The 22,908-nt window shown below is 45.5% G+C and carries 19 protein-coding genes and 2 tRNA genes; 10 read left to right on the top strand and 11 right to left on the bottom strand.

Annotated features, from left to right (window positions below; translation table 11 throughout):
• The first annotated feature begins 92 nt into the window (after positions 1 to 92).
• The gene (locus HY200_07060) at positions 93 to 1,310 is read left to right on the top strand and encodes an FIST C-terminal domain-containing protein (protein MBI3594703.1); all 1,218 of its coding nucleotides are present in this window, start codon (positions 93 to 95) and stop codon (positions 1,308 to 1,310) included.
• A gap of 2 nt (positions 1,311 to 1,312) precedes the next feature.
• Positions 1,313 to 1,915, top strand: coding sequence for an HAD family phosphatase (locus HY200_07065; protein ID MBI3594704.1), 603 nt, complete (start codon positions 1,313 to 1,315; stop codon positions 1,913 to 1,915).
• A gap of 46 nt (positions 1,916 to 1,961) precedes the next feature.
• Here HY200_07065 and HY200_07070 read toward each other — a convergent pair whose 3' ends face one another.
• From HY200_07070 to guaB, 6 genes are all read right to left on the bottom strand, one after another.
• Positions 1,962 to 2,546: a hypothetical protein gene (locus HY200_07070; GenBank protein MBI3594705.1), complete on the bottom strand. Its 585-nt coding sequence runs from the start codon at positions 2,544 to 2,546 to the stop codon at positions 1,962 to 1,964.
• A 98-nt stretch (positions 2,547 to 2,644) separates the two neighbouring features.
• Positions 2,645 to 3,331 carry a 1-acyl-sn-glycerol-3-phosphate acyltransferase gene (locus tag HY200_07075; GenBank protein MBI3594706.1) on the bottom strand — a complete coding sequence of 229 codons (687 nt, stop codon included), beginning with the start codon at positions 3,329 to 3,331 and terminating at the stop codon, positions 2,645 to 2,647.
• A 9-nt stretch (positions 3,332 to 3,340) separates the two neighbouring features.
• On the bottom strand, positions 3,341 to 5,107 hold the full coding sequence (gene aspS, locus HY200_07080; GenBank protein MBI3594707.1) for an aspartate--tRNA ligase: 1,767 nt from the start codon (positions 5,105 to 5,107) through the stop codon (positions 3,341 to 3,343).
• Positions 5,108 to 5,175: 68 nt separating this feature from the next.
• Positions 5,176 to 5,982 (bottom strand): rRNA pseudouridine synthase, encoded by an 807-nt coding sequence (locus tag HY200_07085; protein MBI3594708.1) that lies wholly within the window; start codon positions 5,980 to 5,982, stop codon positions 5,176 to 5,178.
• 266 nt (positions 5,983 to 6,248) lie between these two features.
• On the bottom strand, positions 6,249 to 7,817 hold the full coding sequence (guaA, locus tag HY200_07090) for a glutamine-hydrolyzing GMP synthase (GenBank protein ID MBI3594709.1): 1,569 nt from the start codon (positions 7,815 to 7,817) through the stop codon (positions 6,249 to 6,251).
• On the bottom strand, positions 7,818 to 9,272 hold the full coding sequence (guaB, locus tag HY200_07095) for an IMP dehydrogenase (GenBank protein ID MBI3594710.1): 1,455 nt from the start codon (positions 9,270 to 9,272) through the stop codon (positions 7,818 to 7,820).
• A gap of 291 nt (positions 9,273 to 9,563) precedes the next feature.
• Between guaB and HY200_07100 the strand changes: the two genes are divergently transcribed.
• From HY200_07100 to HY200_07115, 4 genes are all read left to right on the top strand, one after another.
• On the top strand, positions 9,564 to 10,853 hold the full coding sequence (locus HY200_07100; protein MBI3594711.1) for an adenylosuccinate synthase: 1,290 nt from the start codon (positions 9,564 to 9,566) through the stop codon (positions 10,851 to 10,853).
• 40 nt (positions 10,854 to 10,893) lie between these two features.
• A tRNA-Lys gene (locus tag HY200_07105) sits at positions 10,894 to 10,966 on the top strand.
• A gap of 221 nt (positions 10,967 to 11,187) precedes the next feature.
• A tRNA-Glu gene (locus HY200_07110) sits at positions 11,188 to 11,262 on the top strand.
• A 379-nt stretch (positions 11,263 to 11,641) separates the two neighbouring features.
• A complete protein-coding gene (locus HY200_07115) occupies positions 11,642 to 14,752 on the top strand; it encodes a PAS domain S-box protein (GenBank protein ID MBI3594712.1) in 3,111 nt (1,036 codons plus the stop codon).
• A gap of 289 nt (positions 14,753 to 15,041) precedes the next feature.
• Here HY200_07115 and mscL read toward each other — a convergent pair whose 3' ends face one another.
• Together mscL and HY200_07125 are read right to left on the bottom strand one after the other, a co-directional pair.
• Positions 15,042 to 15,482 (bottom strand): large-conductance mechanosensitive channel protein MscL, encoded by a 441-nt coding sequence (mscL, locus tag HY200_07120; GenBank protein MBI3594713.1) that lies wholly within the window; start codon positions 15,480 to 15,482, stop codon positions 15,042 to 15,044.
• 68 nt (positions 15,483 to 15,550) lie between these two features.
• A complete protein-coding gene (locus tag HY200_07125) occupies positions 15,551 to 16,129 on the bottom strand; it encodes a YqaJ viral recombinase family protein (GenBank protein ID MBI3594714.1) in 579 nt (192 codons plus the stop codon).
• Positions 16,130 to 16,273: 144 nt separating this feature from the next.
• Between HY200_07125 and HY200_07130 the strand changes: the two genes are divergently transcribed.
• The gene (locus HY200_07130; protein MBI3594715.1) at positions 16,274 to 16,768 is read left to right on the top strand and encodes an EVE domain-containing protein; all 495 of its coding nucleotides are present in this window, start codon (positions 16,274 to 16,276) and stop codon (positions 16,766 to 16,768) included.
• Entirely contained in the window at positions 16,765 to 17,433 is a 669-nt protein-coding gene (locus HY200_07135; protein ID MBI3594716.1) for a DsbA family oxidoreductase, read from the top strand. Before HY200_07130 ends, HY200_07135 begins: the two co-directional genes overlap by 4 nt.
• Before the next feature lie 45 nt (positions 17,434 to 17,478).
• Here HY200_07135 and HY200_07140 read toward each other — a convergent pair whose 3' ends face one another.
• Positions 17,479 to 18,423, bottom strand: coding sequence for a carboxypeptidase regulatory-like domain-containing protein (locus HY200_07140; GenBank protein MBI3594717.1), 945 nt, complete (start codon positions 18,421 to 18,423; stop codon positions 17,479 to 17,481).
• Between the two features lie 216 nt (positions 18,424 to 18,639).
• Between HY200_07140 and HY200_07145 the strand changes: the two genes are divergently transcribed.
• Both HY200_07145 and HY200_07150 read left to right on the top strand, forming a co-directional pair.
• Complete coding sequence (locus HY200_07145) at positions 18,640 to 19,071, top strand: OsmC family protein (GenBank protein ID MBI3594718.1); 432 nt, start codon at positions 18,640 to 18,642, stop codon at positions 19,069 to 19,071.
• A 126-nt stretch (positions 19,072 to 19,197) separates the two neighbouring features.
• On the top strand, positions 19,198 to 19,608 hold the full coding sequence (locus HY200_07150) for a GNAT family N-acetyltransferase (protein ID MBI3594719.1): 411 nt from the start codon (positions 19,198 to 19,200) through the stop codon (positions 19,606 to 19,608).
• Between the two features lie 167 nt (positions 19,609 to 19,775).
• Here the strand turns inward: HY200_07150 and HY200_07155 are convergent, their stop codons facing one another.
• On the bottom strand, positions 19,776 to 21,155 hold the full coding sequence (locus HY200_07155; protein MBI3594720.1) for a sigma-54-dependent Fis family transcriptional regulator: 1,380 nt from the start codon (positions 21,153 to 21,155) through the stop codon (positions 19,776 to 19,778).
• Positions 21,148 to 22,869 carry a PAS domain S-box protein gene (locus tag HY200_07160; GenBank protein MBI3594721.1) on the bottom strand — a complete coding sequence of 574 codons (1,722 nt, stop codon included), beginning with the start codon at positions 22,867 to 22,869 and terminating at the stop codon, positions 21,148 to 21,150. Before HY200_07160 ends, HY200_07155 begins: the two co-directional genes overlap by 8 nt.
• Positions 22,870 to 22,908: the final 39 nt, after the last annotated feature.

Consider the following 22,908-nt stretch of genomic DNA (forward strand, 5'->3'; position numbering starts at 1 on the left):
TTTGAAATCAAATGAATTACAAGGGATTGAGATGGTTATCGTGCTCAAAGAATGATAAAATAAAAGCAATTACTTTCAGAAATAAAGGATCGATGCTTAAAGTCGGAGTTGGAATTTCAAAACATAAAGAATCTGATTATGCCGCCAGAGAAGCGGGTTCGGCGGCCATGAAACAAGCAGGCATTAAAAAGGCAGATTTAATCCTGGTTTTCGCCACCTCTCATTATCACCACGACTATCTCCTCATTTTAAATGTTTTACATGACCTCGCTACTCCAAAACAGCTCTGCGGATGTTCGGCATATGGTGTCCTGACCGAAAAAGAAGAAGTCGAACAGGGGCCTTCTATTGTCGTTCTGGCGCTCTCATCGAAATCCATAGTCGTAGATACCTTTCTCATACAGAATATCTTCAACAGGCAGACCGAGGCAGGAGCAGAGGTATCGAGACTTCTTGCGTCAGATTCTCGTGTGAGTCCGCTCATGCTTCTTTTTCCAGATACCTTTAATTTCCAGTTCGATCATTTTTATCAAGGCTTTCTAAACGCGATACAATCCTCCAACGACCCTATTCCTGAAATGATTGGAGGAGGAGCATCTGAAGATGGAAGTTCGAATGAGACGTTCCAGTTCCATGGACGTGGCGTCACGTCAAACGCGATCGCGGGGCTTCTGATTTCCGGTAATTTTCAATACGAAGCCGGAGTGACCCACGCCTGCCATCCGATTGGAACGCCTTTGATGGTTACGAAATCAAAAGGGAATGTCGTCTACGAGATTTGCGGCAAGCCTGCCACCCAATCCTTTACAGAACTGTTCAAGGATAAGTTGCATCACCAGGAGGAGTTGGAAGACGCTGCATCTCTTATTCTTGTCGGCTTGGGGTTCAACCCCTGCAATACCTCGCTTCAGAATAAGGAATATGTGGTTCGAAATATACTCTCTCTCAATCCGGAAGAAGGAACACTGACTGTCAGCGGCCATATCGAGGAGGGGAAAGTGATCTCTTACATGGTTCGCGACCCGAAGCGGGCCTATCAAGAGGCTGAGGAAATGGTGACCGCGCTTGCCAGCAAGTTCCCGGACAATGTCCCGAAATTTGGCATTTATATCAATTGCTGCGGCCGGGGAAATTCGCTCTATGGCAAAAAAAATGTCGATACCGCACTCATTCGAAAACATTTCGGAAATATGCCGCTGATCGGATTCTTCAGCTACGCAGAGATCGCCCCGACTTCATGCGGACCACAATGGCATAACTATTCAGGCGTTCTTGTTGTCTTTTCGGAAACACGCCTTGTGGAATATTAGCGTTGGCAGTTAATCACCTGATATTCGATCTCGGAAACACTCTGATTAACTTCAATCTTCACCTCGCTTCAGAAAGGCTTGCGAAGGAATTTCAAATGCCGGAAGAGGAAATATATCATTACCTCTTCCGGTCCGATTTTTTTGTCCAGTTTGAGAAGGGAGATATCGGTCCCGTCGAACTGGTGTCCAAATTCAATCAAAAGTTTGACCAGGATTTGACCGTCTCCGCATTTGATGACGCTTTTTCTCCTATCTTTTCTCCGCGGACCGAAATGATAAGCTTAGTCGAAACCCTGGTCGGGAAATATGAACTCTCGATTCTCTCGAATACCAATGTCTTGCACTGGCGGTATCTCGAGGGGAACTATCCTTTCCTGATGCAGTTTGACAATCGATTCTATTCTTTTATCATGCGGGCATTGAAACCCAATCCTGATATTTTCAATAGGGTACTGTCACAGACGCGAACCGAACCCGGTGAATGTCTGTTTATTGACGATCTTGAAATACATGTCGAAGGAGCACGACGTTCGGGAATTGACGCAATACACTTTCAGGGGGAGGAGAAACTTAGAGATACCTTGCGTGAAAAAGGAATCAATTAGTAGGCCGGCCCTGCGTTGACAAAACCGGCCTACTATCCTTTCCAGGCTATTTAAGCAGATTGGGGTTCTGGTAGATCATCAAATGAGCATAGGGCGTTCCTTCAAACATCACATAACTCCCGAACTTTCCTGGCAATGCGGGAATTCCGCTGGCTTTGGAATCCACCGGCCAGAACACCATCCAATGTGGCGGTTCGCTGACTCGTTTTGCACCTTCCTCAGGTTTCATCAAGATTTTTCCGCCCTTCTCAAAATGCCAACCCCCTTTTGCCATGTAAGAAATACCGGGTACCGTATTCGTCGGCTTGGGTGCGCCACTCATTAAATCGTTGATCCATTGGGAAGCGGCCTGATCGGCACAGATGGGGTCGGGAACATCCTGACCATCCACATCTGGAAAACAGGTGAATCCATTATTCCCTTTTTTCCCTTCCGTCATCTTTCCATCTTCTCCGGGCACCATCACAGTGGCGTCTTTGGCAATGGCGGCGGGCGCGGCACTTAAGGCGAGCTTTACGAGATCGTCCTTGCTCATCCCTTTAAGGGGACTCCCCTTTTTTTCTTCGCCTTTTGAAACGGCTGTTAATCCGATTAAGAACACGACTGCGAACAGAACGTGAAGATATTTCATACTTTTCCTCCTCCTTAACATGAAATAATTTTAAATCAGCAAACGAAATAGTGGCTTTTTCCAATCAGAATGTCAAGCTTTTGTAAATACCAGGTAACCTATTCTTCCTGAAACTTGAAATGCATCTCTTCCTGCATCTTTTTTAGACGATCGATCACAAAATCCACCATTTTCTGACTGGTTTCAAGGGTAGGACAGGCGGGTTCATAAGGTTTGAATTCTACAGGAGCCCCATAATAAATCCTTGTTTTTTTCCCTCTTACGGGAATGATCCTCCCTTTTGGAAGTATCCAGTTGGTTCCCTCAACCACAACCGGAATGATTCTGTCGGGCTTTGCCTCCCAGATTATTTTTCCGACTCCGGGCCTCCCAGTCAATAAACAACCATCCCGCGAACGGGTCCCTTCGGGGAATATGACCATGACACTCTCTTTTAACATTTCAGCCATCTGCTTCATAGCAACCGTGTCTCCTTTTCCCCGCCGAACGGGAAATGCGCCCCAGGCCGAAATGATATTTCGGACAACCGGATAATGAAACAATTCCTCCTTTGCGGGAGCGCGCCATCGAACCGGAGAAAAAATCGTATAGGAGGTAACCGCAATGAGAAAGGGATCGATCGCCGAGATATGATTGGAGAGGAGAAGAATAGATTTCTCTCCATATTGAGGCCGGTTATCTTTTCCAAGGATTTCGATTTTGTTGAAGACTTTGAAAACAATGATCCAGAAACCGATTCCTATTCCGCACCAGCATTTGATTAGAAAGCCGCGTATCCCGGACATGATAACGAATCAGACGGGTGGGACGTTCAGTTTGATCCCAAGTTCCTTAAGTTGTTTGGCATCAACCTGGGAAGGGGCATCCGTCATTAAACAGCTTCCCTTTTGTGTCTTGGGAAATGCAATCACTTCACGAATGGAGTTCATTCCGGTCATGATCATGGCCAGACGGTCTAATCCGAAGGCAATTCCTCCATGAGGAGGCGCACCATATTCGAGCGCTTCAAGTAAAAAACCGAATTTCTTGACAGCTTGTTCTTCGGAAATTCCAAGAAGCGAAAAGATTTTACTCTGGAGTTCTTTACGGTGAATTCGAATGCTCCCGCCTCCAATTTCAGTCCCGTTCAATACCATATCATAAGCTTTTGCCATGAGCTTGAGAGGTTCTTTTTCCAGAGAAGAGAGGTCCTCATCCATCGGAGAGGTAAACGGATGATGCATCGCAACATACCTTTTTTCATCCGAATCATATTCCAGGAGAGGAAAGTCTGTCACCCAGAGAAACTGGTAACTGTCTACGGGCACAAGATTAAGTCTTCCCGCAAGGGAAATTCTGAGATTCCCGAGGGTTTTGTAAACAACCTCCGCCGAGTCTGCAATAAAGAGGAGAAGGTCCCCTGGTTCACCGGCAAGCTTTTTGACGATTGCCATTCGAATTTCCTCGTTAAAGAATTTTGCGATCGGAGACTCGACGCCCTGCCCGGTCACCTTCATCCAGGCCATCCCTTTTGCTCCGAAGCTTTTGGCTTCCTCGGTCAATTCATCGAGTTCTTTTCTGGATAGACCGGATAGACCTTTCGCGTTGAGTCCTTTTACTTTGCCCCCTTTTTCAATGGCATCTTTAAAAACCTTGAAATCACTTATGTTGGCGCTTGTTGAAATATCTTTGAGTTCGAGACCAAAACGGATATCGGGTTTATCTGATCCAAACCGGTCCATCGATTCGCGATAAGTAAGTCTCTTAAAGGGAGTTTGAATTGCAAATCCTTTGATTTCACGGAAAATCTTGGCTATCATTTCCTCCATCAGGTTCATGATGTCTTCCCTCTCGATAAAAGACATTTCGATATCGATCTGGGTAAATTCAGGCTGGCGATCTGCTCGTAAATCCTCATCTCTGAAACAGCGGACGATTTGATAATAACGGTCAAAACCCGCAACCATCAAAATCTGTTTAAAAAGCTGGGGCGACTGGGGAAGCGCAAAAAATGTTCCCGGATTCAGTCGGCTGGGGACTAGAAAATCTCTTGCTCCTTCGGGCGTGCTTTTAGTTAGACAGGGCGTCTCGATGTCCAGAAATCCGTTGTCGTCAAGAAATTCCCGTGTCAACCGGGTAATCCGATGCCGGATTTTGAGATTCTCCTGCATTTCTGCCCGTCGCAAATCAAGATACCGATATTGAAGTCTGAGGGTTTCATTGGCCATCTCTGACCCTTTTTCTATCGAGAAAGGAGGCGTCTTGGAGGTATTGAGTATTTCAAGCTGGCTCACGTGAACCTCGATTTTGCCGCTTTTGAGATGTGGATTTTCCGTCCCTTGAGGACGGGCAACGACTTCTCCGGTCACCGATAACACAAACTCGCCTCGAACCTCCTTTGCTGTTTCATAAGCCGATTTTTCCCTCGGATCGATGACAATCTGGACGATGCCTTCCCGATCTCGAAGATCAATAAATATCAGTCCGCCATGGTCGCGCCTTTTGTGGAGCCATCCGGATAAAATGACCTTTCTGCCAATGAATCGATCGTCGATGTGACCGCAATAGTCTGTTCTTTTCATGATTTTCTCTATTGGGAAAGTCCCAGTTCGACCCTATCGGAAATCTATGCGATCAAACTGCGGAAGAGTTAGTGGCCAGGCCTGTGAAGAGGCGATTCAAGACCATTGAATTGATTGACGGCTCTCCTAGGAACTCGACGAATTGCAGGTGCAAGGGGCACTGCAAGATTCTTGAGCATTTTAATCTCCTTGGAATCGAGATACCGAAACATCCCTGTCGGAACGTCATTTAAATCAAGAAATGCGTATCGGGTTCTCTTGATTTTCAGAACCGGATGTCTCAATTTCAAGAGCATATTTTTAATCTGACGATTTTTACCCTCATGAATTTTCATTTCAATCCAGGAGTTTTCTTCGGTAATGCCCAGCTTTTTTATTGAAGCCGGAGCGGTTTTTTTTCCGAACAGAACGACCCCCTCCTCCAGCTTCTTGATTTCTCCCTCTTCCAATACCCCTTTTAATTTGACCTGATAGGTTTTCTGAATTTCGCTTTTGGGATGCATCAATGCGTTGGCCAGATCTCCGTCGTTGGTCAGCAACAAAAGACCTTCCGTATCGTAATCGAGCCTTCCAACCGGATAAACCCTCCCTTTAATTCCCTTTAATAGCGACAGGACCGTCGGACGACCTTCAGGATCACTCATCGAAGTGATATAGTTTTTAGGCTTGTTCAGTAGAATACAAACTTTGGTCTGTTTGGGATTGATCAGCTTGCCATTCACTTTGATATGATCCTGGTCTGAATCCGCCTTGCTTCCCATTTCAGTCACGACTTTGCCGTTGACGGTGACCAGGCCGCTCAGGATCAATTCTTCCGCTTTCCTTCGGGAAGTCACCCCCGATTTGGATATGATTTTCTGTAATCGTTCTAACACTCTTCTTTTTCCTTATATCAGACTCAGGTTAACATGCTTGCTCAAAAACTTCAGAGATCCCCTGCCGGGGACTTCCCCCATTAAACTTTTGGAGGAGGGTCGCAAGACCACAGTTCCGAAGATGACCAACATCCTTCATAAGGGCCATTCAGAAGGGGTCATATGCAAGGCGGAGCAAAGCCTTGTACCGGAGTGTACAATGTAAGTACATGAGGATCAAGGCTGAAGCGACAACACCGCAGATGGCTCCTTATCAAGGGACCAAGTTATTCCCATTCAATGGTTGCGGGTGGCTTTGAACTGATATCATAGACGACCCGGTTGACGCCTTTTACTTCATTAATAATTCTATTCGAAAGGCTCCCAAGGAGTTCGTAAGGCAACCGGACCCAATCGGCTGTCATCCCATCCTGGCTGGTGACGGCACGAATCGCCAGTACATTTTCATAGGTTCTTTCATCACCCATCACGCCCACTGTCTTAATGGGAAGGAGAACCCCAAATGACTGCCAAATTGTCTTGTAAATCGGAAATTTTTGAACTTCGTCACTGACGATGGCATCCGCTTCCTTAAGTATTTCCAGCCGGTTCTTAGTGACCTCGCCTATGATTCGAACGGCCAACCCAGGTCCGGGAAAGGGCTGACGCCACAAAATTTCATCCGGCACGCCCAATTCATGGCCTAACTTTCTGACTTCATCTTTAAAAAGTTCTCTGAGCGGCTCGATGATTTTGAATTTCATCTTCTTGGGAAGACCACCTACATTGTGATGGGTTTTAATTTTGGCCGACGGACCTTTAAACGAAACTGATTCGATCACGTCGGGATAAAGCGTCCCCTGAACCAGAAACTTGACTCTGCCCACTTTCTTCAATTTTTTGGCCTCTTGCTCAAAGACCTTTATAAATTCTGTTCCAATCAGTTTTCTCTTTCTTTCCGGATCAACGATCTTTTTTAATTTCAATAGGAATCGTTTTGAGGCATCGACATACTGAAGGTTAAACTTTAAGTTATTCTTATAAGTATGTACAACTCTTTCAACTTCACCCTTTCTTAGAAGTCCATTATTGACAAAAATACAGGTCAGCTGGTTGCCCACTGCGCGATGAACGATCGAGGCCGCGACGGTCGAATCCACTCCGCCGCTTAACGCACAGATGACATGGTCATTTCCCACAAATTCCTGAATTTCCTTCGAGACTTTATGCAAAAGAGACGAGACCGTCCAGGTTGGTGAACATCCGCAGACACCGTATACAAAATTTTGAAGAATTTTGATTCCCATCGGGGTATGAGCCACTTCGGGATGAAACTGAATGCCGTAGAATCTTTTTTTGGCCTCTTTCATCGCCGCGATGGGGGAATTTTCAGTGTGCCCCGCTCTAATAAAACCCGGGGGCATTTTTTCAATCTTGTCTCCGTGGCTCATCCAGACGGTGATCACCGAGGACAGCGTAAAGGTGGTAATATCCTTGAAAAGATCGGAAGAGTCGTCAATAAACATATCAGACTTTCCAAACTCCCTTCGGACTGACTTGATGACTTCGCCTCCCAACACTTTGGTCATGAGTTGCATCCCATAGCAGATACCGAGTATCGGAACTTTCATGTCAAAGACGCGTTTGTCGCAAAGAGGAGATTTCGCCGTGTAAACCGAGGCCGGACCGCCCGATAGGATAATACCCTTCGGTTGAAACTCTTTTATTCTGGAATAGGGAGCGTTATAGGGGAAAATTTCGCAATAGACACTGCTCTCCCTGATTCGACGGGCGATCAGCTGCGTGTACTGCGAACCAAAATCAAGGATAACGACCTTTTCTCGATCCTCATGCATTTAGCGGTCCCATTCTCTTTGATAGTTCGGCGCTTCTTTAGTAATGATGACATCGTGCGCATGGCTTTCTCTCAATCCCGCCTGAGTGAGCCGGATGAATTTTCCATTCTTCCTAAGTTCTTCAATCGTTTCGCAACCGCAATATCCCATGCCTGATCGAAGACCGCCCACCAGCTGATAAACAATGGCAGACATCGAACCTTTATAAGGCACTCTTCCTTCAATCCCTTCAGGCACTAATTTATGCTGAGGCTCCCCTTCCTGAAAATATCGGTCTCTCCCCCCGCGTTCCATCGCACCGAGGGATCCCATACCCCGGTAGACTTTATAGCTTCTCCCCTGGTAAATCACAGATTCTCCCGGTGATTCCTCAGTACCCGCAAACATACCCCCGATCATCACGGAATTGGCTCCCGCGGCAATGGCTTTAGTAATATCCCCCGAAAACTTGATCCCGCCGTCAGCGATGACAGGAATTTTTCCTTTAGCCGCCACTTCGGCGACTTTAGAAATGGCAGTAATCTGGGGAACGCCTGCTCCCGCAACAATGCGGGTTGTACAAATTGAACCCGGACCGACACCCACTTTCAGGCCATTCACACCTGCCTTCATTAAAGCGGCGGCCGCCTCCCCTGTTGCAATATTTCCTCCGACAACCTCTAATCTCGGATGTTTCCTTTTGACGTTTCTGACGGTATCGAGAACCGACTGCGCATGTCCATGGGCTGTATCGACAATGACGACATCGACCGCCGCCTTCACCAGGGCATCCACTCTCTCCATTGAATCGCGTCCGACTCCAACCGCCGCACCGACTCTGAGTCGGCCTAATTTATCTTTGCAGGAGTGGGGATAAACAATTTCTTTTTCAATATCTTTAATGGTAATCAATCCCTTCAACTCAAATTTTCTGTTTACGACGGGAAGTTTTTCGATACGATTTTTCTGCAGAATTTCACGAGCTTCCATCAAAGTCGTTCCTTCTGGAACGGTAATCAAATTCTCCTTCGTCATGACTTCGGAAACTTTTAGATTCATTCTCTTTTCAAACCTGAGATCACGATTGGTCAAAATGCCGACCAGCTTATTATTTAACACAACCGGAATTCCCGAAATATGGAACTGCGACATGATTGCAAAAGCGTCACCGATTTTCTGTTCCGGAGAGATCGTAATCGGATTGATAATCATCCCGCTTTCGGATTTCTTCACCTGTTCGACCTCCGCCACCTGTTCCTTGATCGAAAAAGCCCGATGAATGATTCCAATTCCCCCTTCGCGGGCCAGTGCGATCGCCAGGCGTGATTCCGTAACGGTATCCATCGCGGCGCTGACAATCGGAATTTTTAACGCGATATTTTGGGTCAATAACGTTTCGGTGTTCACCTCTCTCGGAAGCGTATTGCTATAGGCAGGGAGCAACAAGACATCGTCAAACGTCAGGCCGATTTCGATTTCTTTTGAATGATTTTCTTTAGGCAATTTGACGCTCTTTTCCAGTTAAACTAATTGATTTTACAAGAACTTTTTAATGCGGATTTCGATTGACTTTAAAATGATTAAGATTGTCAAGTTTAACAAAGTTAAAAATAGAGGTCAAGAAAAACATTTTCCTTTGAAAATTCAGAGGCTTTTGAAGGAAATCATTGACAAAATAAAAGCAAAATATTACTATTTTACCTTTCATCGGCTCTGGAAATTTTTTTCAGAGCTTTTTTTATTGAGATCTTCGACTTTAGGAATGAGATGTCCACTTTAGTGATTGTTGGCGCCCAATGGGGAGACGAAGGAAAAGGAAAAATCGTCGATATCTTATCCGAACAGTCCGATATGATTGTCCGTTATGCCGGAGGCCATAATGCCGGTCACACGGTCATGGTCGATCAGGAAACATTTATTCTGCATTTAATCCCTTCCGGAATTCTTCATCCGGGGAAAACCTGTATTATCGGAAACGGGGTTGTACTCGATCCCGCGGCATTTATTGAAGAAAAAGAACTACTTGTCAAAAGAAATATTGAAGTTGCCCGAAATCTCTGGATCAGCAAGAGTGCCCATCTCATTATGCCCTATCACCGGGCAATTGACCGGGAAAGTGAAAACCTAAAAGGGAACAGAAAGATCGGCACTACCGGCCGGGGAATAGGACCCAGTTATGCCGATAAAATCTCCCGGATCGGAATCCGGGTTTCTGACCTCCTCGATCCCCATCTCTTTCGTGAGAAATTAAAAACAAATTTGACCGAGATGAACTTTTTTCTCGAACATTTGTACCGGGCCAAGGGATTTGAACTTGAATCGGTGTATCAGGAATATATGGGATATGCCAAAGAGATTACAGAACATACTGCCGATACTTATTTGATGATCAATCAGGCAATACAAAATAAAAAAAAGGTCTTGTTCGAAGGGGCCCAGGGAACGCATCTCGATATTGACCACGGAACGTATCCATTTGTTACCTCATCGAGCGCAGTTGCAGGAGGAGCTTGTACCGGCGCGGGAGTGGGTCCGACTTCAATTAACAAAGTATTGGGCGTCGCGAAAGCATACACGACCCGTGTCGGAAGCGGACCATTTCCTTCGGAATTACAGGGTGCCGAGGGCGAAAACCTCCGGAAAATCGGAAAAGAGTTCGGCTCAACCACCGGTCGCGCCAGACGATGCGGTTGGTTTGATGTTTTATCAGTACGATACGCTGTCATGGTCAATGGACTTTCAAGTCTCGCTATCACAAAACTTGACGTGCTGGACTCATTCGATACGATTTCAGTCTGTACCGCCTATCGGTATAACGGAAAAGTCTACCAGGAGATGCCGACCGACCAGACCATTCTTTTCGGGGCGGAACCGGTCTATGAAATCCTTCCAGGTTGGAAAACACCCACAGTCGGAATCACTCAGTACGACAAACTTCCAAAAAACGCTCAAAGTTACCTGAAAAAAATTGAAGCGTGGTGCCAGTGCAAAATCGAAATGATTTCAACCGGTTCAAAAAGAAATCAGACAATATTCGTTGACCACCCTTTTTCTTGACTTGCATTAATTGATTTGTTAAATTAGCTCTCTTGTTTTAGAGCCGCTAGCTCAGTTGGTAGAGCACCGCCCTTTTAAGGCGGGTGTCGTTGGTTCGAATCCAACGCGGCTCATATTATATTTGGGGGCCCGTGAGGATTCGCAAAGCGCAATCCTCCGATGCCCCCAAACCGCAGATTTTTGAGCGGCTAACAGTTACACAAGCAGATTGGTCAAAAAGGTCCAGCGACAAGGCCCGAGAAACGAGGCAACGCAGGCGTACTTTTCGGTACGTTGAGGAAGCCGAGATTCGAGAAAGACGTCGATGGTCCCTTTTTCAGCAATCTGCCACAGGGTCCCCATCGTCTAGCCCGGCCCAGGACATCGCCCTTTCACGGCGGTAACACGAGTTCAAATCTCGTTGGGGACATTACCTTGCTAGATGAGCGGAGCGGTCTCTTCTTCAGCGGAGCTATCTAATCCCGACAGTCTTCTTTGGTCCCGTCTAATCGCTTGTTGTGTAAAGGAGACCCTTTTCCCCGCTAAATCCCTTGTCCTCAAATTTTCAGGACGTTTTAATCACTCCCATGCACACTCGACTCGCGCTCTCTAGAATCATTTCGGCATTTTCTTATTCCCAACTCAAAAACTCATTCTAACTTTAATCTTTTTATTTATTCCTTCTTTCCAAACTGTTTTCGATCCGCAATGAGTTGATGAAAAAGAGAATATCGATTTCTCTATATAGAAAATGATATTCTACCTCTTTATCGATTTGGAAATAATATTCTTCGCGCGAGGTCGACTTGATGAGCGTAAACCTAATAAGAGTCTTATTGGTCGAAAGCAGTCCAAATGAAAGAAAAAAATTAGTCAAACTGATAGTCGGGACAAAAGAAACCCCAATTAAAACGATTCAAAAATCTTCCATAAAAACCGCTTCTTCCATTCTAAAGGAGAAAAAGTTCGATCTTATTCTTCTCTCTGTGCAAACTGAGGGTCCTCAGCACTCTTTGTCAATCAATGAAATTAGAACGGTGGCTGCTCTGAATGTTCCTCTCATCATCCTCATGGATCGAGTCGATAAGAACTTTGCGAACGAGACTCTCCAATTGGGTGCTCAGGACTGCCTGTTCAAAAATAAATTAGATCCCCAATTATTGTTTCAAGCCATCAATTACGCGATAAAATTCAAGAAGATGGAAATATCACTCCATAAAATGGAGGGACAGCTTGCCAAAAAATCCCGGCTTCAGACAAAACATCAGGAGTACCATGATCTGCTCCTCGCCCTTATGGAAGAAACAACAGATACGATTTTCGTCAAAGACAATGAGGGTCGGTTTTTACTGCTCAATTCAACTGCCGCAGGCAACCTCGGGAAAAGACCTGAGGAGATGATTGGGAAGACAAACCGAGATTTGCCAATCCCGAGTATGAGCAAAAACTCCATGGAAGAAACGGACCAGGCGGTTTTTCAAACAGGGAAATCAATATCGTACGAAGTGACTCTCAATGGACCTGAGGGGCCTAGAACCATGTTCACGACGAAATCGCCCTTTCGCGACCATCATGGAAAAATTATCGGGCTGATCGGTATCAGTCGGGATATTACCCAACAGAAACTCGCTGAGGAAACTCTTCGGACGGAACATGCCTATCGTAAACCGATCGAAGAAGCCATGCAGGCAGGCGTTGTGGCGATGGCCAACATAACCCGAAAGATCATATACGTGAGCCCTGCATTTTGTAAAATCGTGGGATGGAGTGAACAGGAACTGCTCGGGCAGACTCCCCCCTTCCCATTTTGGCCACCCGAAGACACGGATAAGATCTTCGAGATTTTAAAGAGCCGTTTTCTGACCGACAGTCCACCGGAAATTGAAATCCGGTTTCAGAGAAAGGATGGTGAACGTTTTCCTGTTCTCATCAAGAGCGCTCCTCTTACGGACGGGCACGGAAACAAGATTGGAATGGTTTCCACAATAGCTGACATCACCAATCAAAAACTGTCCGAAACCAGGCTGAGAGAGGGTCATAACTTATTAAGATCAATCGTGGAAGGAACAAATGATTCGATTTATTTAATTGATCTTGATGGACGTTATTTAATGATTAATTCCAGTGCGTCGCGAATTCTCGGAAAGCCTTCCGAAGAAATCGTCGGGAAACATATGTCAGAATTCTTTTCACCCCAATACGTCCGAATTTTCGAAGAAAAAGACCGGATGATCCTGAAGTCTGGGAAAATAGATACCAGTGAAACCAGGATATCGATCAATGGAACGGACCGTACTTTCTTAACAACAAGAGGACCCGTCCGGAACCATGAAGATAAAATAATCGGATTTTTTGGTATTAGCCGGGACGTTACGGAAAAGAAAAACGCCGAAGAAATCCTGCAGAAAAGCGAAGAGAGACTTCGTGCCGTAATCGATAACTCGACTGCCGTCATATATCTGAAAGACCTCGACGGCAAGTATTTGCTGGTTAACAGAAAATTTAAAGAATTATTCCTCATTTCAAAAAATGACGTCGTCGGAAAAACGGACTACGATATTTTTCCGGCCGAACTGGCAGAAAAATTTCGAGCCAATGATCGGGAGGTCATCAAAAAGAAAGCGCCCCTGGAATTCGATGAGACCGCACCTCATGGTGATGGAGTTCATTACTATATTTCTGTAAAATTCCCGCTGGTAGACAATCATGGAGACGTATACGCTGTGTGTGGTGTCTCTACCGATATTACGGATCGCAGAAGCCGGGAGGAGGACGAGATGAAGATAGAAAAACTCGAGTCTTTGGGACTTCTGGCAGGAGGAATTGCCCATGATTTCAACAATATCTTAACAGCGGTTTTGGGAAATATCTCGCTCGCCAAATCTTTCCTCGAGTCAAGATCGCAGCTCTTGACCAGATTGGACGAGGCGGAACGGGCCACCTTGCGGGCCTCAGAACTCGCAAAACAGCTTCTTACCTTTTCCAAAGGGGGAGCGCCTATCAAGAAGATCGTTTCCATTCAAACCCTGATTGAGCACTCCGTCCAGTTTGCCCTGACGGGCTCGAATGTCCAATGCCAGCATTTCTTTCAAGAAGGCCTCTGGCCGATTGAAGCAGATGAGGGACAGATCATCCAGGTCATTCAAAATTTGACGATCAATGCGAAACAGGCGATGCCGTCCGGAGGGGCGATTCGAATTGAAGCCGGTAACCATTCGGTGGAAGATTCGGCCACACATGAGATGGCCATCCGAAAGGGAAATTACCTGCTCATCACGATAAAGGATCAAGGGGTCGGCATTCCGAAAGAACACCTTTTAAAGATTTTTGATCCCTATTTTACGACCAAAACCCATGGGAGCGGTCTGGGTCTTTCGATCACGCATTCGATTATCAAAAGACATCAGGGATATATTACGGCGGAATCCAATTCGGAAGGGGGAACCACCTTTTTTATCTATCTGCCTGCCGCACCTCTCGCCGTTATTCCTCAAGAAGTTATTGAGTCCGATACCATGACCAGAGGAAATGGGAGGATTCTCGTCGTGGATGATGAAGAGAGTATCCTTAGTCTCGCCGGCGAAATTCTGACTTATCTCGGATATTCCGCCAAATTAGTCAAAAAAGGAACCGAAGCTGTTCAAATCTATAAAGATGAATTAAATTCCGGTCATCCGTTTGATCTGGTCATCACAGATCTGACTGTTCCGGGAGATATGGGCGGAGTCGAGATCCTGCAAATGCTGCGCGATCTCGAACCCCGGGTGAAAGTGATTGTTTCAAGTGGTTATTCAAATGATCCGGCCATGTCCGATTTTAACCGTTTTGGCTTTTCAGATCGACTCAAGAAACCGTACCGCGCCTTTGAAGTGAGCGAGGCCGTGAAGCGGGTCTTGAAAACAAGACGATCGGGAGATTAATAAATTTTATTTGAAATAATTTGATTTTGTACTTACGGATTATTCTATGGAATTATTTTCTGGAGAATATTACTGAGATCAATCAGGCTGTGAGCCCTTGCGATAAAACCTGAAAATCCATACGATTTATAATTCGCAACTGAAGGGTCCCGATTACGATCGACATTCCAGATCTTTTTCGGGCTATTTTCGACGAGAAGAAGTTTGATGGGGCTGGATGACTCCAATGTTCAAAAGGAGGCAATCTCCTTATACTATTGATTCTTCCCATTCTTTCACTCCGGCCGGTTCAAGGTTGAACGGGAGAACCGCAGTGCGCACATCTTTTTGCTGCAATCGGAATTTCAGACAGACACTCCAGACATGGCTTCGTCGTTATTTCTTTTGGGACTGCGACTTCTCCCTTTCTCAAACGATTCATCGCTTTAACCACCATAAATATTGCGGCAGAAACAATTAAAAAATCAACAAGGGAATTAATGAAAACCCCATACCGTAATGTGGGGGCTCCAGCCGCCTGTGCGGCTGCCAACGTCGGAAAGGATTCCCCTCTGAGGGTAATAAATAGATTGCTGAAATCAACGCCACCTATCAGGAGGCCTATCGGCGGCAATAAAACATCGTTCACCAAAGAAGCCACGATTTTGCCGAATGCGGCCCCAACGACAATTCCCACTGCCATATCGACTACATTACCCCTCATGATAAAAGCTTTAAATTCTTTAATCATTTTGAGTCTCCCTATATGAATGCCTAAATCAATATGGCGTTTCTATTACGGATTAAATCAAGTTCGGGTCAACCAATCAATTTCTTCTTTTCGAGAACCTGCTCCCAAAATAAACTCTCTGTCTCGAGCAGACGTATAATATAATGATCGTTTCTGGCAATTTGAAGATGTATATCCGGCTTATCCGGAAGGTAACAGTAAAAATCGATGACGGGAAGATCAGTGACTGCCAGAATATGCTGTAACTGACCGTAGTAATAGTCTGGCACTTTTCGATAAATTGAAGCCTTGCGGTAAACACTCTCGCCGCATTTAATTTCGACAACCGTATTTCCATTCCTGGCTAAACCATCGACACTTGCACGGAGCCATTCGTATTCAACACTTTGAAGGCAGGCGGGATCGACCTGAATGCCAACTTTGGCCTCGAACTGTTTTCTTGCCAAAGGTTCAAGCGCCGTCCCTCTTATCATCGCAGCATTCGGGCCTTCTCTTTTGCCTCCACATTTCTCGGACAGAAGTTCCTCGGGTGTCTTCCAGGGATTTTCTCCCATAATCGTCGGAGCATCCGACGCTCCTATTCCTTGACATCGCCAGTCGAGCCATTCCCTCTCACCTTGTTGGAGAGCCACGATTGTATAGGTCATATGTACCTCGAGTGAGCATGCGCTGAACTTCTAATCCAGGTAACATACAATGTTTTTAACGTTAAGGCTACTCCGAAGTTGAAAATCTGATCCAATTATGATTACATCATATAGGACAATCTTGTGACCGACTCAAAATTGAATATAACAGAACAGCACTGGCTTTTGAAATCAGAACCTTCCACATTCTCGATTGAGGATCTGGAAAAGTCCAGAAATGGTACGGCTTCGTGGGACGGCGTCCGGAATTACCAGGCGAGAAACTTTCTGCGGGACCAGATAAAAAAAGGCGACGGCGTTCTTTTTTATCATAGCAGTTCAGATTCCATCGGAATTGCGGGTGAAGCAGTCGTGGTACGGGAGGGATATCCAGATCCCTCTGCATTCAATCCGGCAGATCCTCATTACGATCCCAAGAGCGTTTCGAAATCGCCCACCTGGTTCACAATCGAGATTATGTTGGTCCGAAAATGTCGCGAAATCATTTCTCTGAAACAGCTCCGTACGATTCCGTCTCTTCAAGAGATGAAATTGCTCCAGCGCGGAATGCGGCTTTCAGTACAACCCGTCACGGCCAGGGAATGGGAAGTCATCATGACTCTTCCGCAGTGGGGTCCGGTCAGGAAGTCTAAAGGGTGACGATCACCGGAAAGAAAAGTTTGAATGTTGATATTGTTTCGGATCTGGTCTGCCCCTGGTGTTTTATCGGGAAAAGGCATCTCGAAAAAGCGTTGACTCTCGTTTCAACTTCTTCGGAACTGAAACTCTCCTGGAAACCATTTGAACTCAACCCTCACCTTCCGCAAGGTGGTGTCAATTATCACGAATATCTATCAAATAAATTTGGAGATGAGGAGGAGTTTCAAAATGTTCAGCATCGGGTTCAGGAAGCCGCCGGATCAATAGGACTGCATCTTGAATTTGATCGTATCGAGCGTCTGCCCAATACATTTGATGCGCATCGTCTGGTCTGGTTTTCCAACCGGACAGGCCGGCAGAATCAACTCGTAGAGGCTCTTTTTAGAGCCGTGTTTCTTGAAGGGAAATTTATTGGAGATCATCATACACTCGTTGAAATCGCCATAACCGCGGGGCTTGACCCCGCCGAAGTGAGACCATTTCTCGATTCATCCCAGGGAAAAGATGAGGTTCAAGTCGAAAAAGCGCTCTCTCACAACAGAGGCGTCCTGGGGGTGCCGAACATTCTGATCAACGGCCGTTACGTCGTCCGGGGAGCCCAGCCACCCGAATTCATAGCAAGATTTCTGGAAAAGGCACTTCATGATTCAACCGAACCGTTTTGAGAAATTCCGCCTCAAGCCCAAGTTCGGGAACCGAGCTTTCCAAAGTTAGTGGTCGTGTCGATGGACACAGTACGGTCCTTCACAGCCCATGAGATCTTCTTTCGGACGATAACCGGGACCAATGCGGAACTGTTCCTGCGTTTCATATAAGGGGCGTTCAACTTCCTGAGATTCAAATTCAAAATCAAGATCAACTGCCCCCTGAGGTGGAATCACAATCTCTTTCTCTACCGGCTTCATATGCGGGTGCCACGCCGTAACGTGGTAACTCCCAGGCGGAATTCGATCAATCATATACTTCCCGTCTTTCCCCGTTTTAGCATAGTAAGGATTGTCCACAATCCAACCCCAAGTCTGCATATATTCGTGCATGCCGCAAATCATCTGTGCTATTTTCATTCCCTCTTCAAAGTGGAGACTCCCGCCATGCCTATTGTCGGCGACCGGTATCGGAAAGTTCAAGATGACATTGCCTTTTTCCGGCTGATACACTTGTCCATTGTGCACGATTGGATCACGATTTAAAACAGCTAACGGAGAATCGTTTCTCAGAATCATCACGAGAGGATGGACATGGGTCAATGTTCCTTCATGGGTCTCAAACTGTTCGGCATCAGCTACATCGTAGGGGTGAAACATACAATTCACAGCTACGAATTCATTTTTAATATATCGAAATGGTTTTCCTCTTTTTACATCCTGAATGGCAATCACGACATCCTGCAATCCTCCTTCAAGATCAACATGGAATTCTTTCAGGAGTACATGTCCGTTTCCATCAGAAATCTTTTTGCAATAGACGCCATATTCATAAAGGGCGATCGGAAACGTTCGATTTTCAGGAACAGGCCCCCTCAATTTGACCTTCCCTGTCAGAGATCCACCATGGAGTGTCTCTCCCATTTCATACGCAAAACCCGGGACACTCCCGAATCCTGTGAGGAGAAATCCGGTCATCACGACTTTCAACAAGAAATAGAATCGTTTCATTTCAAACCCTCTGAGGTCACTTCGATTTTCCATCATAATAAAATTCATCTTGTTTTTAAACCATTACTTTCATGGGTGCCAAGCTGGCCAAGTTTTTTCTGGCCCTCAAAGATCTAAATATGTTAGGCTACCCACTTCAGCGTCTTGAATGAGAACTTGAGAGAATTCGCTCAAATTAACAATCCATTAATAACGGGAATCAAAAAGGAGGCAATTATGTCCATCAATCGCAAAGCATCAGCCGCATGGAACGGAAATTTAAAGGAAGGAAAAGGAACGATTTCAACGCCGAGCGGAGTATTGAAAAACACCCAGTATTCATTCGGAACACGCTTCGAAAATGCTGCGGGAACAAATCCTGAAGAATTAATCGCGGCCGCCCATGCTGGATGTTTCTCAATGGCTCTTTCAGGACAGCTAGGCAATGCTGGCATGACCGCTGAAAGTATTGAAACAACGGCCTCTTTGACGATGGAAAAACTGGAAGCGGGATTTACCATCACTTCAATTCATTTGAATACGACCGTTAAAATTCCGGGAGCCGACAAATCTAAATTTGAAACAGCCGCCAACAATGCAAAAGCCGGTTGTCCCATCTCTCGTCTGCTAAATGCCAAGATCACGATGGATGCAAAACTGATCGCTTAGAATCTTGTGAGGAGACAGGGGTGAAGCGTCGGGGGCAAAGTTCAGGTCTTGATATCCCTTGCCCTTTACCCCTGACACCTTACAGAAGGACTCATTCTTCCCTTCCGATTCTGAAACTTTTTCAGCATGCCAAAACAGATTACCCTTAAAGAGTCCAAGAGCATCGACATCGCTCTTCTGAAAGAACTCTATCAACATGCCCCCTGGGCCAAAGATCGTTCACTTGCTGACATCAAAAGAGCCCTCGCACAATCTACTTTGGTGATTTCTGCATGGGAAAGGGACCTGTTGGTCGGTTTCGCACGAGTTTTGTCGGACAAAGTTTTTCGAGCAACTATCTGGGATGTCATCGTTCGTCCAGATTACCAACAAGAAGGGATCGGATCGATGATCGTTGAAAAAATCATTGCCCATCCCTCACTCAGAAACGTCGATCGGTTCTGGTTAAACACCAAACAGCCGGAATTTTACAAAAAATTCGGTTTTGTTCCGAGCCAGGAAGCGATGCTTCTTGCCCGAAAGACAAGAATCCCTTAATCTGCTCAAAAAGGTTTAGATGTCGCCTGTGGAGGACTTCCACTATTGGATTAAAACTGGTCGTAGGTCGTCAGGCCGCAATTTTTCGAGCGACGAAGGCGTACGATTACGGTACGTTGAGAGGACTGGAAGGCGAGAACGTAACAGATAAATCTTTTTTCAGCGGATTACGAGGGTTGTTTGTCGATCTGGTACTTGTCGAGCCTGTACCTAAAGGATCTGAAATTCAGATGGAGCAATTTAGCTGCCTCCGTCTTTACCCAGCGGGTCTTTTCCAGCGCCTTAATTAAAATGTCCTTTTCGACTTCTTCAATATATTTTTCCAGATCCACTCCAGCTTCCGGAATTTCCCGAATCTTTACAGAATCCGACAACGCGATAGGACGCATGCTCGCCAATACATCTTCTTTCATGATCCTGGAATTTGAGGTGAGCGAGACAACTCTCTCAAGCATATTTTCAAGTTCTCGAACGTTTCCTTTCCACTCCTGTTCCATCAAGACATTAATCGCTTCCTGATCAATACCGAGAAGTTGCTTATTTAAAAGCTTATTGAATTTTTTTAGAAAGAAGTCGGACAACAGCGGAATATCATCTTTTCGCTCTCTTAAAGGAGGAAGGAAAACCGGAATCACATCAAGACGGTAAAAGAGATCTTCCCGAAATGAGCTTTCGGCAACAGCTTTTACCAAATCTTTATTCGTCGCGGCGACAATCCGCACGTCAACTTTAATATCTTTCGTCCCGCCCACTCTTCTAAACTCCCTTTCCTGGAGGACTCGGAGCAGTTTGACCTGTATGGATAACGACGTATCCCCTATTTCATCCAGGAAGAGTGTTCCGCCATCCGCAATCTCGAACAGTCCCTGTTTATTCATAACGGCCCCGGTGAAAGATCCTTTCATATGTCCGAAAAGTTCGCTTTCCAGCAGGTTCTCTGGGAGAGCGCTGCAGTTTACGGTCACAAAAGGTTTTTCCCTTCGTCCCGATCTTTCGTGAATAGCACGGGCCACCAGCTCCTTTCCGGTTCCGCTCTCTCCCGTAATCAGGATATTGCTGCTGCTATCAGAGATTTTTTCGATCAAATCGAGAATTTTACTCAAAGCCTGGCTTTTTCCAACAATATTTCGTGGCGAAACCAGTTCATTCAAGGAATGGCGCAGCTGACTGTTTTCCTTGCGGAGAGACTGTTTTTCGAGCGCATTTCGAATGATCAGCTTTACCTCGTCAATTTTGAACGGTTTTATCAAATAATTGTAGGCTCCCTGCTTCATGGCCTCTATCGCGGTTTCTGTCGTCGCAAATGCAGTTATCATTAAGACAAGGGTGTCCGGAGAGACTTCTTTGACCCCTTTTAATACATCCAGGCCGCTCATTTTCGGCATCTTGATATCCGTAATGACGAGATCAAAAATGTCCTTTCCGATCTGCTGAATGGCCTCCTCACCGTCAGATGCGGTCGTCACGGCATATCCTTCGTTGGAGAGAACAATGCCCAGGAATTCCCTCATGCTTTTCTCGTCATCGACAATCAGAATTTTAGCCAATCAAATACTCCTTGACGCGATCCACGATTAACGTTTGTTCATCTTGCAAAATTGGAAAAACAAGTTTGAATTCGGTTCCTTCACCGGAACCACTTTTAACGGATATCTTTCCGCCATTTTCTTCAACAATCCGGTGAACAATGGATAGACCGAGTCCGGTGCCATGATCTTTAGTGGAATAGAATGGATTAAATACCCTACCAATTGAATTGCTCGGAATTCCGATACCATTGTCCTCAAATGAAAGAAACCAATACGACTTTTCATTTTTCGAAGGTTCCTTTCCGGCTCGAATTTTTATGATTCCCCCGTTCGGCATGGCTTCAGATGCGTTTAACAGGAGATTCCAGAACACCTGTTTGATCATATCCTGATCTAAAAACACAGTGGCTAACAGGGGGTCCAGGATCAGGTCAACTTGAACCCCCTGAGCACAGGCTCCGGAGTTCTGAAAGAAAAAGATTTCTTCCTCAATATAGGATTTTATTTGTGTCATCGTTCTTTGTGGGGAGCGAGGCCTCGCGTAATTCAGAAAATCGGAGATCAAATGATTTAATCTCTCTGCCTCCTTCAGCGCAATTTCCATCAATTTATGTTGATGGTCCTTTAAGTTCAATTCTTGCCTGAGGACTTCCATTGAACCGCTCAAGGACGCCAGTGGATTCCTGATCTCATGGGCAATACCTGCGGCCATCTCTCCTAAGTGAGCCAGCCGTTCCTTAAGTTTAATAGACTCTTCCATCTCTCTAATTTTGGTTAAGTCCTGAAAGGTTCCGACAAAACCCCTTTGTTCACCCTCATCGTTTTTTAACGCCGATAACGTCATGCCAATCAGGAGACGAGTTCCATTTTTCTTTTTGCCTTCCTTGTCAAATCGAATCGTTCCGAATTTCATTTCCCACTGCTCCTGGGAAACGGGAATTCCCGGCCACCCGAAAACAGTCCACCATTTTTTATCGATAACCTCTTCCCGAAGATAACCCGAAATGGTTTCAGCGGCCGTATTAAAGGATAGAATGCTTCCCTTCAGGTCCGTGGTTAATAATCCGCTACCCATGCTGCGTACCACATTTTCATGAAAAGCCCGTAACGCCAATAATCCCCGATCCCGTTCAGCCAGTTCCTTTCGGGTCCTGTTCAATTTCTCGGAAAGGAGACCACTCATCAATGCAACCGTAAAGAAAATAATAAGGTAAAGAAAAAAAGAGTAAAACACCTCGCGTTCTGAAATATTAGTCGGACTGAAATAGCCAAACACGCCCCATTTAAAGTACTCCAGGTCAACCACGGTACCGTATAATATGAATGCAAGCGATGCGACAAAAAAGGCTCCAAAACGATTTAATAAGAGAGCCCCGGATATAATGGAAAGGATATAAAGAAACGAGAACGGACTTTCAACAGATCCGGTAAACATCACCAGCAAGGTCTCAATAAACACGTCTATCGAAAGCTGAACCAGTGAAAGATGGACGAGATTTTCCATCCGATTTAACAGATAAAAATAGCCCAAAGTGAGAAAATAAATATAACCGAGCAAGACGGAGGGAAAATAGAGAGACAGAGGTGAATTAATGGTCCCGATCTGAAAAAGGAGAGAGGCTCCGAAAAGAAGCGTCATCAGGGAGACTCTGACGATGTTTAACCACTTGATTCTTTCCTTCAGGTCCTCCATTCGAATATTGAGTTTCTCTTCCGCCGTGGCAATTTTCATAAAAAATGGGATTTGAAAGGATAAACGACTCGGTAGAGG

Source organism: Nitrospirota bacterium, from assembly GCA_016194305.1.
Taxonomy (GTDB): domain Bacteria; phylum Nitrospirota; class Nitrospiria; order JACQBW01; family JACQBW01; genus JACQBW01.